Origin of the sequence: Bacillus sp. 103mf, from assembly GCF_900116295.1 — a bacterium.
In the GTDB taxonomy this organism is placed as follows: domain Bacteria; phylum Bacillota; class Bacilli; order Bacillales; family Bacillaceae_G; genus Bacillus_A; species Bacillus_A bruguierae.
The window spans coordinates 583,607-597,176 of sequence record NZ_FPAF01000002.1 but is presented as its reverse complement, the minus strand read 5'-3'; the positions used below and the strand labels follow the sequence as shown (position 1 = coordinate 597,176).

The window sequence follows — 13,570 nt, the reverse complement described above, 5'->3', positions numbered from 1 at the left end:
TTAGTATCTACTTGGAATGAAAAGTATTCAAAAACACATACGTTACCTGCAAGAATGCAGTATACAGAATCTATGGTGTATAGTAAATCTCAAATAGCAAGTGCTCTTAATGTTAACGCTAAATATCTTGATAATTCACTGAACATTGATTTTAATGCGATTGCAAATGGAGAGAAAAAAGTGATGGTTGCGGCATATAAGCAAATCTTTTATACCGTAAGTGCAGAACTACCTAACAATCCATCAGATCTTTTTGATAATAGTGTTACGTTTGATGAGTTAACTCGTAAAGGGGTAAGTAATACGGCTCCGCCTGTTATGGTGTCAAATGTAGCTTATGGTAGAACAGTTTATGTGAAATTAGAAACATCATCTAAGAGCAAAGATGTACAAACTGCTTTTAAAGCTTTAATTAAGGGTCAAGGCGTTGAAGCGAGTGGACAGTACAAAGATATTTTTGAAGACAGTACCTTTACTGCTGTAGTATTAGGCGGAGATGCAAAAGAGCATAACAAGGTTGTTACAAAAGATTTTGATGAAATCCGCAATATCATTAAAGATAATGCAGAATTAAGTTCTAAAAATCCAGCATACCCAATTTCATATACTAGCTCTTTCTTAAAAGATAACGCAACTGCTGCAGTTCATAACAATACAGATTATATTGAGACTACAACTACAGAATATTCTAGTGCGAAAATGACGCTTGATCATACTGGTGCATATGTTGCTCAATTTGATGTATCTTGGGATGAATTCTCATATGATCAAAATGGAAAAGAAGTACTAACTCATAAAACTTGGGAAGGAAACGGCAGAGACAGAACTGCTCATTTCAATACAGTTATACCACTTCCAGCGAATTCAAAAAATGTAAAAGTCGTAGCAAGAGAATGTACAGGTCTTGCATGGGAATGGTGGAGAACAATTATCAATGAACAAAATGTTCCATTAACAAATGAAATGAAAGTTTCAATTGGAGGAACAACATTATATCCAAGTGCTAATATTAGTCATTAATTAAAAGTGCAGCGCCCTGTTTACAGGGCGCTTTTTTACTTGGTCGCAAGTATATCGGTGTTTTTTCAAATATATCATACTCCTCTAATTGGGGTAATCCTATGATTAAGCCTATCTGAACCAAATTTTATCCCGCATTAACGGGCAGTAATACTCCCACCTCAAAATTCAGCGAAAGCAAAGAAGTAAGGTGGGAGATAAACTGCTCGTAAAAGCCCGATTGATTCAACTAATAATCAGTGGGGGATGAAGAAAACCCCCACTGATTAAAGTTTCACTTTATTTAAATAAATATAATTTGGAATTTAATAGGGATTTAATAGGAATTTTTTCCTTTTTGTAGAATAGATTAATAGATATGGAGTGATATTAAAGAAAGTATTTTCAAAAAAATTTATAAGGAGTTGAAATAAATATGTGGTTTTTATTAGATACACTTAATCTTTTTATATATTTGCCTTTTTTTAAACCAAGTGAAGAGGATATAGTTAGGAATATAAATGAATTGAAGAAATATGAATGGTTTAAAAATTTATACAAAGATGAAAAGAATGCTTATCTTATAATACATGATTTAAAAGTAAGACAAACGATTGGTAGATTTAATATAAAAAAAATGAGTAAAGACAGTTATCAAAAATATTATCAAAAAAAACTTAATAACATTTTGAAAAACAAATAATAAAAGATCAAGTTCAAAATTTGAACTTGATCTTTTATTATTTTAGAGGGCATTGATAGAGATTACTATATTACCATTCGTTTCTACATTGCCATCCATATGTAGCTGCTTCAACTGCTATACCAGCAGCATTTACTTTAAAACCAGCTTTAATTAATGTATTAGCTATTAATCTTGCAGCTAAATCATATTGTTTAGATTTGATATAAGTAAAAATTGCTCCTGTTAGGAACTGTCTAGCGATACTTCCATAACTATTAATAAATTTATTTGCAACACATTTACCAAAAGATGCTGCACTTCTTTGGATTTCTTTATCATATTTATTATATTGATTATATCCAATTATCTCAGCAATATTCATTGCAGTTGGATCATTAGCTGAAATTTTCTCTTGAAAAAGTGCCGGATTTGTAATTTTATAACCGTATTCAGTTAATTCTCCTACTTCTTCAAAGTAAAATTTCAAATCTTTTTCTATTTCAATAGCTAGTTGTTCTGTTTCTTGTTTTTCTTCTTGTGTAAGATCAATATCATTAGTAGTATTTTCTTCTGCGGATGCTTGGAGAGAGAATGCAGTTGTTACTAATAAGGAAAGTGTTATAAAAGCTGTTATTATTCTTTTAAACAATTATATTACCTCTTTTCTTATTTTTTTACGCCCTCCTCATAATAATAACATAAAATATACATATTGTGTAAAAAATGTCTATTTTTTACACAATATGTATATTTTTGAAAAAAAGAGGCACCATAAAAGGGGTGCTGCTGCATGTTTATCAACTTAAGAAATGAACTGTTCCCCAAAACGAAAAAAATGAGCCGAAATCTCATAAATAACTGTAAAAAGGTAAAATTTTCGTTATGGAGGGGATTATGAGATTTTAGCTTGATGGGTAGGGGAGTATCGCCACACGCCCATTAAGTTAAGAAAAGCAAATACCCCAAAACGAGAAAATTGCCATCTCCAGTTGAAAATGTACAATTTTTTTGTTTTTGGGGTGTTATAAAATTCTTAAGTTGATGGATATGTAAGGTGACCCCTAATACTTGTTATTTCTTCAACTTTATTATAAGAATGATCTTCTAATAAAGATAGTGCATGTTCAATTTGTTTTTTATTAGGGATGGTCACAGGGCTGATGCTCTAATCTTTCATGTGAATTCCAATAAAAGGGAAAACGAGTTCTTGACTATCTTTCTTCTAATGTTGCAAAAATCTTTTTCTTATTTCGCTACAAATATTGCGAGATTATCGAAAATTTATTTGCAACATAATATATGCAATGTTGTATCGCTATAAAAATCAAGTCATAGGTAAGCGTTGCAAAAATTTCTCCATATATGTAACATACATGAAAAAATCAATTTTTGTCACAAAAATCAGTGCTTTTGGCAATCAACAATCCATTTTTTTGTGAATGTTATGACGGACTAGAACAAGAACCCCGTGATTACCCCTCATAAGAAGTAATAGTATGAATTACCTAAAAATATTATCTTCTACAAATTTAATTGACTCCATTTAATTTTTCCATAATAAAGATGACATAATTCTAAACCCTAAAGGGAAAATTTTATTAATGAATAACCTTATACAGTAAATTTTATAAAAAGAAAAGGTGATGGAATGGAATTGTCTAACGAAAGCAAAACTTATCGTGCTGGAGATATCGTCTATGTTTTTTATCGCAATCCCCACACTCAGGATGTAGCAAATATACAAGCCGCAGCTGTTGTAAATAACCCTAATACTCCTAATGAATTAGCATTGTTTCTTTATGAAACTTATTATCCACTTTCACCTGAAATGGCTGTTTATTCTACAGAAGAAGAGGCAAACCAAGCTTACAACTACTATTATGAGGATATTTCAGAGGAGGTGCTAGAATGAATAATCCATTCATGCCTAAACTTGTATACTTTGAACCCAAAGCATTGGATTATCCATTAGGGAGAGAGCTTCATGAAAAATTTGCAAAGATGGATGTTGAAATTCGGCATACTACTTCTCATAATCAGGTGAGGGATCTCCCAGGAGAAAACGATTTTCAAAAGTATCGGGTAGCAAAATCTACCCTTGTCGTTGGCGTTAGAAAAACATTAAAATTTGATACCTCAAAACCTTCAGCAGAGTATGCTATTCCGTTTGCAACAGGCTGTATGGGCCATTGTCATTATTGTTATTTACAAACAACGATGGGAAGTAAACCATATATTCGTACCTATGTAAATGTTGACGAAATCCTAGAAGCTGCTGACAAATATATAGAGGAACGCGCACCTGAACTGACAAGGTTTGAGGCCTCCTGTACATCCGATATTGTGGGAATTGATCATTTGACTCATACTCTCAAACGCGCAATTGAGCATTTCGGAGAATCCGAGTACGGAAAATTGAGGTTTGTTACAAAATTTCATCATGTAGATCATTTACTTGATGCAAAACATAACGGAAAAACAAGATTTCGATTTAGTGTAAACGCTGATTATGTTATTAAAAATTTTGAGCCAGGAACTTCTCCCCTAGCTAAAAGGATTGAGGCAGCTGGAAAAGTAGCAAGAGCAGGATATCCTCTCGGATTCATTGTTGCTCCTATTTATCTTCATGAAGGTTGGCAAGATGGGTACTATCAGATGTTTGAGCGTCTTGATGCTGAATTACCCTCTGATGCACGTGATGATATGACGTTTGAATTTATTCAACATCGTTTTACAAAGCCTGCTAAGAGAGTGATTGAAAAAAATTACCCAATGACAAAATTGGAATTAGATGAAGAGAAAAGAAGATATAAATGGGGAAAATACGGAATTGGAAAATACATTTATCAAAAAGAAGAAGAAGAAGATATAAAAAATCATCTTTATTCTTATATGGAGAAGTTCTTTCCCAATGCAAAATTAGAATATTTCACATAAAACTCTGTTACAACAATATATAGGTGTTGGAAATAAAAGACAGTTTATAATGCCAAATTAAATGTATCTCAATTTAACCCATTGATTACTTACAAGAGGTTAAAGTGATTTTTTATATAAAAGGGATCGCCACATCCCCATCAACTTAAAAATTCAAAATTACCCTAAAATGAAGAAGAGTACGAAATTAATAGGGCCCTTTTTTTACTTTTCTCGAATGTAAACTTTCAACTATTTGTTTACATTCGAATCTCCTTTAATCATTGACTTCACAACAAATCCCCTGATATCCTCAAAATTAACAACAAAAGTATACATTCAAAACACTATACATAAAGAGGTCTAAAATCCATAAACAAAAAACGACATCTTATTGATGTCCAACCTATCCGTAGCAAAGAACAAATTGAAGATATGAAGTGGGCTCTTAAACGTCATTGTTCAGAGAGAGACTATATTTTATAGAGGTTCATCTCCTTTTTTGTTTTGGTGAACATTAAATTTCTTAACTTGATGGCAATGATTATGGAACCCTTTAAACAAATAAAAAAATAGTTGTAATATAAAATCATGACGATTAAAAAGAACCGCAATATAGTAATGGCGGTTCTTTTTCTTGGTATTATATTGTATTTTATGTAAAATATATCTAAATGTATATAGATAAAAAGCTATTAATATCAAAAAATATAGAGGAGAGAAATAATGTCTCGTAAATTATACTTTTCGCTCATTATACTAAGCTTGATTTGGGGAGGATCTTTTTATTTTTTCAAGGTTTTAATTGTAGATTTCAATCCTTTAGTTGTAGCATTTTTACGTGCAACTTTTGGAGCTATAACACTTATTGTACTTATACCATTTTTCCGAAAATCTTTTAAAGGAAAAATTCCTTTTATACCTTTATTTGCTGTAGGAATACTAAATACTTTAATTCCATGGACACTTATTTGTTTTAGCGAGCAAAAATTGACTAGTAACTTAGCTTCTGTGTTAAACGCAACCCAACCATTATGGACAATGATTTTAGGGGTTTTATTATTCGGTGTACGTTCTAATCGTAACCAACTTATAGGTTTATGTATTGGATTTATAGGTATTTTGATACTCTCAGATGTACATCTATCTAATTTTTTTTCAGTAAATTCATTAAATTTTGCCGCGATGTTGACAGCAACGTTTTGCTACGGCTTAGCAACGCACATAACAAAACGTTATCTTAAAGAAATATCAATGTTTCAAATTTCTTTAGGTACATTATTGGTCGGTAGTATATGTAGTGGTTTTATAGTCTTATTCTTAGAAGAACCAATTCAAATTTTAACTAAAATATCATGGCATCATATAGGAGCATTAATTGGAATAGGTGTATTTGGATCAGGTATAGCTTATTTACTTTACTTTTACTTGATCCAAAAAGGAAGTCCAGACTTTGCTTCCATATCTACATATTTGGTACCGGTATCAGCTATTTTCTGGGGATATATTCTTCTAAATGAAAATATAACTTGGAGATTAATCATTGGATTAACTTTTATACTAATGGGAGTCTATATAACGAGTCGTAAAGTGAAATTAAATATTCCAGTTAAAAGTTCAAAAGTGTAATATCTAGCCTATTAAGTATGTAGCTTTAATTGAAAAACCAGATTTTGTCGAAAGAGAATTCGATGAATTTTCTGGTTTTTATTGTGTAACTAAATCTAAATAGGTATTTATAATACGAAATACAATTTGAATTATCTTGAAAAATAAATGGGGCGTTTTATGATTAAGCCAGGAACTTGAATGATTTCAGTATGTTAGAGTATAGGACTAGGGAAAAGATGGCTTTGAATTTGCTGCACAACCAGGAATCATTTCTTACGTAAGGAAGGAGTATAAGGGGTTATATGAAAAGAATGAAAAATGTAATGTTGTTAGTGGTATGTTTCTTATTTTTGAGTGGTTGTAACTATGAAAATGAAAAAGAGGTAAAAACATACTTTAAAGAAAAATATGGGATTGATGTTATTGTAACAGATTGGGAAGAAATACATTCAGGGAATATGGGACATGTATATCATACTGTTCAAGTAAAAGATAATAAAAACATTCAATTCCGAGTGGAAGTAGATGGTGTATTTTATTCTACAATAATAGGTGATGAATACAAAGATGGTAAAAATGCATATGAAGCATATAAGAAATTCAAGCCAACGCTGAAAGAAATCGAAAAGTTAGGATTCTCGGAATTTGAAGAGGAAAATACTATTCAATATATAACTGATCATATTGAAGAATACCTAAACAATAATTTGCTACTAACTTTAAAAATGAATAATAAAATCGATTATAGTCAATTTGAATCGACAGAATTAGATCGCTTCTTTGCTTTATTACAACTCATTCAAAGGAATAATAAAAAAATAACAGAGCTTAATCTAAAAGATAATACAGGTGAGCATACTATATTTTATTATACAAAAATACAAAAAAATCCAACGAAAGAGGATCTGCTACTAGCAATGAAAAACGCATCAAGAGATTACTGGACGTATTTAATTCAAACACAAGTTCATGACAAAATAAAAGAAATTCAAAATGAAAGATTTATATTCAAAGAAATCACTTGTTCATATACAAAAAATGGGGACTGTCCAGAGTATAATGTAACCTTAGATTTTAATGATGGTATGTTGCAATATCAAAACAACCCAAATTTAATCGAGGATTTAACCAAAGTAGCCACTTGGGTGAAAGAAGAACTACATAACAAACAATTCAATATTAACTTGACCTACAAAGAAGGTACGAAGTGGGAAGGTAGGATGTCATCAGAAGATATGGAAAAAAGTAATAGTGTTGAAGATTATATGAAAGAATATTTTCTTGAAAAGTAATTATATATTGTTTATCCCGCATTAACGGGCAGTAAGACCCCCACCTCAAGATTCAGAGAGAAGCATTGTCCAGCTCTAGCGGCTAGAATCTCCGGTCGTTTCGCCGCCCCCCTCGGACGAGGCAAAAAGCGCCTCTCTGTCGCGGGCTCCAACGTCCTGCGCTTCTGGGCGAGCCGCTTCCGCTTTTCTAAAGAAGATAGGTGGGGGATAAAGAAAACCCCACTGACGGAAGTTTCACTTTATTTACTCCAAGCATTTGCTAAACGAGAAAGTATTACATAGCTTTCATCGAGAATAAAATGGATTCTTTTTATTTACCATAAAATATTGGCTTGTGAGGCGCTTTTAATCAAACTTTATTTCAAAATATGATTTATATCTGTAATATAACTGATATTTATGTATTGTATCTTTGTATGCAGAAATGCTTCGGAAAAACAAAGATATCCTATAATTTGCTTTTTTTAAGTAGGAAAATGAAGGAGAGAGCGACTATGCTCTCTCCTTCATTTGTTTTGACAAGATATAACAATAACATGTTATTTTATATTCCTAACAATTGTTTTCCCTGTTCCTTTAAACTCAAAAACTTTATGTATGTAACAATTTTCCCTCAAAAATATGTACATGTATAGAAGGTTATAACTCTATTCACATGTTTTGAGTTATTTATATTCATTATTGATACAAAAAGAAAAAGACACTCAGATGAGTATCTTTTTCTACTTCAACATCATAGAGTTAATATCAAGCTTTAGAAGTTTAAAATGAAAGACTTGTTAATGAAGATACAACACTTAAATCATCATTTAATGTGATTGAGAAACATGCTACCAATGGTAATGTGATAGTAATTGAACCGTCTGGATTAATCACTATACTTGGGCCTGTCCCACATGTTCCGTCACAATTTACAGACGATGTTGTTCCACCACCAGGAGTAATTGTAACTACAAGACATACATCAAAACAAACATTATCTGCAGTACATGCCATTGTTTTTGCCTCCTTTCTAACACTTCTATATAAAGATATTCAGCATGTAGAATGAGAGGCACGGCATATCAATCAGTTTCATACAAATAAAGAGAAATTTTAGTAGTTTATCTCTTTATAAGGGCAGCTAATTCAGTTGAAAAGCTAAAATCATTATTTAAAGTGGTATTAAAACATGCTGTAAAAGGTATAACATTAAAGTCAGATGAACAATCATCATTACACCTTACAGTAATTTCTGCACCACCATTAGGATTAAGCTTTGTCTCTAAACAAATATTGAAACAGCTTCTATTTATACATGCCACTATATATCCCTCCTAATAGTATAATCATTAACAATATATTATAATTGTTAAATAGATGTGCGTAGGATTATTAAAAAACAACCAATGAAAATTTAAAAATGAGAGAAAAAATTGAATTTATCGTGAAAAAATATTTACAAAAAGAATAGCTATGAAAGAGTCGGTATCTTAATGATTACGAAATTGACTCTTCATATTTCATAAACAAAAATTAGAAATTGTAGTACTTGATGATTCCGTTCATTTAAATACATTCTTACGAAAATAATAACTTTTAAAATCAGAAGAGAATAGATATGTAATCAACCATTATTATGTCGAATGTATTAATTTGTTAGACCTGGGTAATGATGAATTGGATCGTTATAGAATGAAAGAAAAGGCGTACCAGATTTAGACACGCATCGTGTTTAGCAAAAAACTTTCATGCTTTCAATATAAAACTTACATGCTTAAAGCACTTGATTGTCTCATATGGGTACAAGTGCTTTTTATTTTACGAAATATAGGGTGCAGGTGAAATAGAACAGGGATCTTTATTCATGAAATAAGAGATGTAAAGGCGGTTGTAAATGAGCTTGGGAATATTATAGTAATACTAAAATAATCTGATCAAGGAAGTGAGTTAGAGTGTTTATTAAATATGATGAATATGAACTATTGGAACTTTTTTTGAGTGAACCAGTTAGTATAGCTGATCATTTAGAAGCAGGAGAATTCATTTATTCTTATAAGGATAATAAAAATTTTAAGTTAATTTTAACTATGGATGTTTATGGACAAACATGTAGTGTAAGTATAACATACGATGATTTTATAGTATTTGCTGGAGATTTTAAGAATGTTACAAGCATTAAGAAGATTGAAAATGATATGATAATTAGTGTTAGTAATCATGAAAGATTAAAAATTAAGTTTTCAAAACAAGTGGGGGTTGAGTTGCTTTAGAACTTTTAATGAATACAACTATAAAATCAGGTCGTCCCTGAAAAATGCCTGATATAGATAAAGAATAAAAATAAAGGAGATAAACTATGGCAATTCATATCACAATGAATAAAGAATTCGAAGATGACGAAATCGTTGTATATCAGTATTATCCGTCAGAATCTCCAGAAAAAGTTGGAAAGATGTATTTTCATAAGAAAGAAGAAATGTTTTATGACATAGAACCTGTTCCAGAAGAATCAGTTGGAACAAGAAAACATTATTTTAATTGTGCATGTTCTAGAATAGTAATATGCATTAGAAATGGTGGGGAATTTTTAGAAGAAATGACATACGGAGTATAGTCAAATAAACGAGTGTATGAAAAAGCGGTTTTCTTCATTACTTAAATACACGACCATTTAAGTTGTAGCATGTGTACCAATATGTCCTCTGTCTTTAGAATTGTCATCAATAATACCTTTCTCTAATCCACATTTCTACGCATCTTGCCCCAAATCACTAGGTTGTTTGTTTTGTTCTTTTATGATTTGAATTGTCTATTTAGGACAGGTTTTTAGCTGGAGGAATGGCAGTGGTTGGTAAAGGTTATTTTAATTCTGATTATGCTCTGACATTAGCTTGGAAATGTTCGAGTTTTAAGTGAATATCCTCCAATTAGTATAGACTTATTGCATGATGAGATTTTTGAATCCCGATTTGAAGGGGGTTTCAAAATTAATGCTATGACTGCCCATAAAAAAACGATGCAAAGAAGACTTAGGCATTTTCCAGATGAGAACTTATATCGTAATAGATTAATTAGAAAGGAAATTAATAATATGGGAGTATGTGTAGATTTATTTAAAGAATATGAAAATAAAGAGGAAGTTGTTTATCGCTTTTTTCCTTGTGAAGATGAAGAGAAAGCAGGGAAAATTCAATTTAATAAACTAGCAAAAAAGTCTGTAGAATTAGAACCGGCTAAAGGTGAAGGTGCAAATTACTATTTTCTTAAAGCTGTTGGTGCTGTGCAAAAATATGTCAGAAATGCATCAAACTTAGATGAATTTCCTGAATTTCTATTTTCACAGTCATAAAATTTTTAATTAGGAGTGTTTAGAACAATGGGAAGATATCCATTGATTGCAATAATCAAAGAGAATGAGGATGAAGAAAATGTAATTTACAGTTTTGGTCCAGATATTCATTCTTGTGAGAGATATCCACAACTTTATAGGAGATGGAGTTTTAAAGTTTTAAAGAATGAAACTACTCCTGACGAAGCATTTGTTTTACTGGATGATATGCCCGATAAACACATTTCCTTATTATGTAAATGTATGCATAAAGTGTATGTTCACGTAAAAGAAAATGGTGGCATGGAAAATATGACTAATATAGATTTTCCAGAATACCTTGAGTTTATCGTGTGAATTTTAGAAATATAAGCTACTAGACTCAAGAATCATTGTAGGCTCTTGGGGTTATTTTCTACCTTCAGTTGATTTACTTATGAAAGTAGATTAGGAGAATAAAAATAAAGGAGATAAATTATGGCAATTCATATCACAATGAATAAAGAATTTGAAGATGAGGAAATAGTTGTATATCAGTATTATCCGTCAGAATATCCAGATAAAGTTGGAAAAATGTACTTTCATAAAAAAGAGCAAATGTTTCATGAAATAGATCCGGTTCCGGTAAAATCAGTTGCAACAAGCGAACATTACTTTTATTGTGCATGTAGTAGAATAATGCAGTGCATCAAGGGTGGTGGAGAATTCTTGGAAGAAATGACATACGGAGTATAATCAAATAAATATATGAAAAGCTGATTCATAAGAGCCGGCGTTCCTCCCTCCTCCCATTATTCGCACATTGTTGTAGTGTGTGTACCAATATGCCCTTTTTCACTTCGTTATGTGGTTTAGAATTGCCATCAATAATCTCCTTCTTTAATCCCTATTTCCGCACATCTTACGCTCAACCACTAGGTTGTTTGTTTTGCTCTTCCATGATTTGAATGGTTTAATTGGGACAAATTTTTATCTGGATCCATGGCGGTGGCCGGTTTGACAGCAGTTGGTAAAGGGTTCAATATGACCACTAAAACAGTAGGGGCATAAAAAAGTCTCAAAAGTAGATTATTCAATTTATATTCATTTCGGTGTAAGAAATGGTAGTATTTCTGTAGATGAGTTTTTTCGTAGAGAGGGATATTTGATAAAACATATGAAGAAATAAGAAAATCGACTTGATATTAAAGCTATAGCTGAAAATATTGGAATATATGAAAGACATATAAGGAGGCCTTTATATATGGCGGTATGTTTAGCAATGACTAAAGAATTTGAAGATGAAGAGATAGTTGTTTATCAATACTATCCTTCTGAATCACCCGATAAAGTCGGAAAAATGTATTTTAATAAAAAGGAAAGGATGTTTTATGATTTAGAGCAAGCTCCAGTGAAATCAGAAACAATGAGAAAATATTATTTTGATTGTGCATGTACTAGAATTGTACGATGTCTGAAAAGGAATGAAGGATTTCCTGATAGCATGGCATATGAAGCATAATGAAATGAACAAATATAAAAGTTGGCTCCTTTGTATACAGAGTCCATGAGTCCACTTGATACACATTTTAAAATCTCTTTAGATAAAGCGTTTAATTAAGGAGTAAATTGAAATGGGAAGATATCCAACGATTATAATAACAAAAGAACTAGACAATAGCGAATATGCAATTTATAGTTTTGGTCCTAGTATTGATATGTGTGATCAATTTCCAGAACTGTACGAAAGATGGCGTTTTAAGGTTTTGAAAGATAAGTTAACGATTGAAGAAGGTTATGTTTTACTTGATGATATGCCTAAAAAACACTTCCCATTATTTTATAAATGTATGTTTAAAGTATATAAGCAAGTTGAAGAGTGTGGTGGAATGGCAAACTTAAAAAATATTGATTTACCAAATCAAATTGCATTTATTATTTGAAATTGATAGATTGTATTAGAAATCGTTTGTCGTTTTGAAAGAAGTACCATAGACTTAGCCTTTTCAGAATACTATTTAAAAACACATGAACTTAAAGTACTTGTTTGTCTTCTATAGGCAATGAGTGCTTTTTTGCATGTTTAAATTGACATGTAAATTTGTAAAATGTAAGGTGGATATGGTGCTTAATTATGGTTAGTTTAGAAATTTAAGGTTAAAATAATCATTATTTTAATATAAAAAAGGGGAATGGAATATGTTAACTAATACAAATGCAGACAAAGTATTCGATAAACTAATGGTAGAAGGTGAGACTTATGTTCATTACTTCTATGTTATGAAAATGGCATCTACCTTTCAATGCTTAGCTTTTGGTTTGGGTGCACTTGGCTTAAATAAACATTACCTTGTAGGGTTCACAAATAAGAGAATCTTACTAATAGAGTTAAGTCCTGCAACTGGTAATGTCACTGAAAATATTACTCACTTAGATTTAGATAAAGTAGAGAAAGTAAGTGTAAAGAGGGGTATCCTTAAATCCAATATCACTTTAAAGTTAAAAGAGGACAAAGGGATACTAGAAATGAAACTGAACAGTTTCACAGTTGGTTTATCAAATCACAAAAAGGGTTTAGTTGAGTTAGAAAAATTGTATGGTTAATAAAAAGTAGCAGACACTCGTTTGCCCTTTCTGTTTTTACTTCGCATGTGGCAGGAAAAGATCCTAACCGCTTCTATGCACGGCCAGATGCTCTCGTCCTCCCTAAAAGGGAAGGGATTTTTAATTGGCATTTATATAGTTAACAAGTATGAACTCTATATTTGTTAACTATTT

General features: G+C 31.3%; 17 protein-coding genes and 1 pseudogene. 15 read left to right on the top strand and 3 right to left on the bottom strand.

Going from position 1 to position 13,570, the window contains the following annotated elements; translation table 11 throughout:
- Positions 1-1,020, top strand: a 1,020-nt coding sequence (locus tag BM350_RS09495; protein WP_090948227.1) for a thiol-activated cytolysin family protein, incomplete at its 5' end; no start/stop codon positions are given.
- Positions 1,021-1,435: 415 nt separating this feature from the next.
- A complete protein-coding gene (locus BM350_RS09490; protein ID WP_090918267.1) occupies positions 1,436-1,702 on the top strand; it encodes a hypothetical protein in 267 nt (88 codons plus the stop codon).
- A 70-nt stretch (positions 1,703-1,772) separates the two neighbouring features.
- Here the strand turns inward: BM350_RS09490 and BM350_RS09485 are convergent, their stop codons facing one another.
- Positions 1,773-2,333 carry a hypothetical protein gene (locus tag BM350_RS09485; protein ID WP_090918269.1) on the bottom strand — a complete coding sequence of 187 codons (561 nt, stop codon included), beginning with the start codon at positions 2,331-2,333 and terminating at the stop codon, positions 1,773-1,775.
- A 999-nt stretch (positions 2,334-3,332) separates the two neighbouring features.
- On the opposite strand from BM350_RS09485, the gene BM350_RS09480 reads away from it, so the two are divergent.
- The 5 genes and pseudogenes from BM350_RS09480 (at position 3,333) to BM350_RS09460 (ending at position 7,503) form a co-directional block, all read left to right on the top strand.
- Complete coding sequence (locus tag BM350_RS09480; RefSeq protein WP_090918271.1) at positions 3,333-3,596, top strand: transcriptional regulator SplA domain-containing protein; 264 nt, start codon at positions 3,333-3,335, stop codon at positions 3,594-3,596.
- Positions 3,593-4,621 carry a spore photoproduct lyase gene (splB, locus tag BM350_RS09475; RefSeq protein ID WP_090918273.1) on the top strand — a complete coding sequence of 343 codons (1,029 nt, stop codon included), beginning with the start codon at positions 3,593-3,595 and terminating at the stop codon, positions 4,619-4,621. Before BM350_RS09480 ends, splB begins: the two co-directional genes overlap by 4 nt.
- Before the next feature lie 351 nt (positions 4,622-4,972).
- Positions 4,973-5,083 (top strand): annotated as a pseudogene (locus BM350_RS09470) (integrase); the annotation flags it as partial.
- Between the two features lie 243 nt (positions 5,084-5,326).
- Complete coding sequence (locus BM350_RS09465; RefSeq protein WP_090918275.1) at positions 5,327-6,229, top strand: DMT family transporter; 903 nt, start codon at positions 5,327-5,329, stop codon at positions 6,227-6,229.
- A 284-nt stretch (positions 6,230-6,513) separates the two neighbouring features.
- Positions 6,514-7,503, top strand: a complete 990-nt coding sequence (locus tag BM350_RS09460) for a hypothetical protein (protein WP_090918277.1) — start codon at positions 6,514-6,516, stop codon at positions 7,501-7,503.
- A 762-nt stretch (positions 7,504-8,265) separates the two neighbouring features.
- Here the strand turns inward: BM350_RS09460 and BM350_RS09455 are convergent.
- Both BM350_RS09455 and BM350_RS09450 read right to left on the bottom strand, forming a co-directional pair.
- The gene (locus BM350_RS09455; protein WP_090918279.1) at positions 8,266-8,499 is read right to left on the bottom strand and encodes a hypothetical protein; all 234 of its coding nucleotides are present in this window, start codon (positions 8,497-8,499) and stop codon (positions 8,266-8,268) included.
- A gap of 107 nt (positions 8,500-8,606) precedes the next feature.
- Positions 8,607-8,807 carry a hypothetical protein gene (locus tag BM350_RS09450; protein WP_090918281.1) on the bottom strand — a complete coding sequence of 67 codons (201 nt, stop codon included), beginning with the start codon at positions 8,805-8,807 and terminating at the stop codon, positions 8,607-8,609.
- Between the two features lie 630 nt (positions 8,808-9,437).
- On the opposite strand from BM350_RS09450, the gene BM350_RS09445 reads away from it, so the two are divergent.
- The 8 genes from BM350_RS09445 to BM350_RS09410 all read left to right on the top strand — a co-directional run bounded on the left by BM350_RS09445 (position 9,438) and on the right by BM350_RS09410 (position 13,396).
- On the top strand, positions 9,438-9,755 hold the full coding sequence (locus BM350_RS09445) for a hypothetical protein (RefSeq protein ID WP_090918283.1): 318 nt from the start codon (positions 9,438-9,440) through the stop codon (positions 9,753-9,755).
- Positions 9,756-9,841: 86 nt separating this feature from the next.
- Positions 9,842-10,099 (top strand): hypothetical protein, encoded by a 258-nt coding sequence (locus BM350_RS09440; RefSeq protein WP_090918285.1) that lies wholly within the window; start codon positions 9,842-9,844, stop codon positions 10,097-10,099.
- Between the two features lie 327 nt (positions 10,100-10,426).
- On the top strand, positions 10,427-10,834 hold the full coding sequence (locus BM350_RS27470) for a hypothetical protein (protein ID WP_244547963.1): 408 nt from the start codon (positions 10,427-10,429) through the stop codon (positions 10,832-10,834).
- Positions 10,835-10,861: 27 nt separating this feature from the next.
- Positions 10,862-11,170, top strand: coding sequence for a hypothetical protein (locus BM350_RS09430; RefSeq protein WP_090918287.1), 309 nt, complete (start codon positions 10,862-10,864; stop codon positions 11,168-11,170).
- A gap of 120 nt (positions 11,171-11,290) precedes the next feature.
- Entirely contained in the window at positions 11,291-11,548 is a 258-nt protein-coding gene (locus BM350_RS09425) for a hypothetical protein (protein ID WP_090918289.1), read from the top strand.
- 508 nt (positions 11,549-12,056) lie between these two features.
- Entirely contained in the window at positions 12,057-12,314 is a 258-nt protein-coding gene (locus tag BM350_RS09420) for a hypothetical protein (RefSeq protein ID WP_090918291.1), read from the top strand.
- A gap of 112 nt (positions 12,315-12,426) precedes the next feature.
- Positions 12,427-12,735, top strand: coding sequence for a hypothetical protein (locus BM350_RS09415; protein WP_090918293.1), 309 nt, complete (start codon positions 12,427-12,429; stop codon positions 12,733-12,735).
- A 256-nt stretch (positions 12,736-12,991) separates the two neighbouring features.
- Positions 12,992-13,396 (top strand): PH domain-containing protein, encoded by a 405-nt coding sequence (locus BM350_RS09410; RefSeq protein ID WP_090918295.1) that lies wholly within the window; start codon positions 12,992-12,994, stop codon positions 13,394-13,396.
- Positions 13,397-13,570 lie beyond the last annotated feature (174 nt).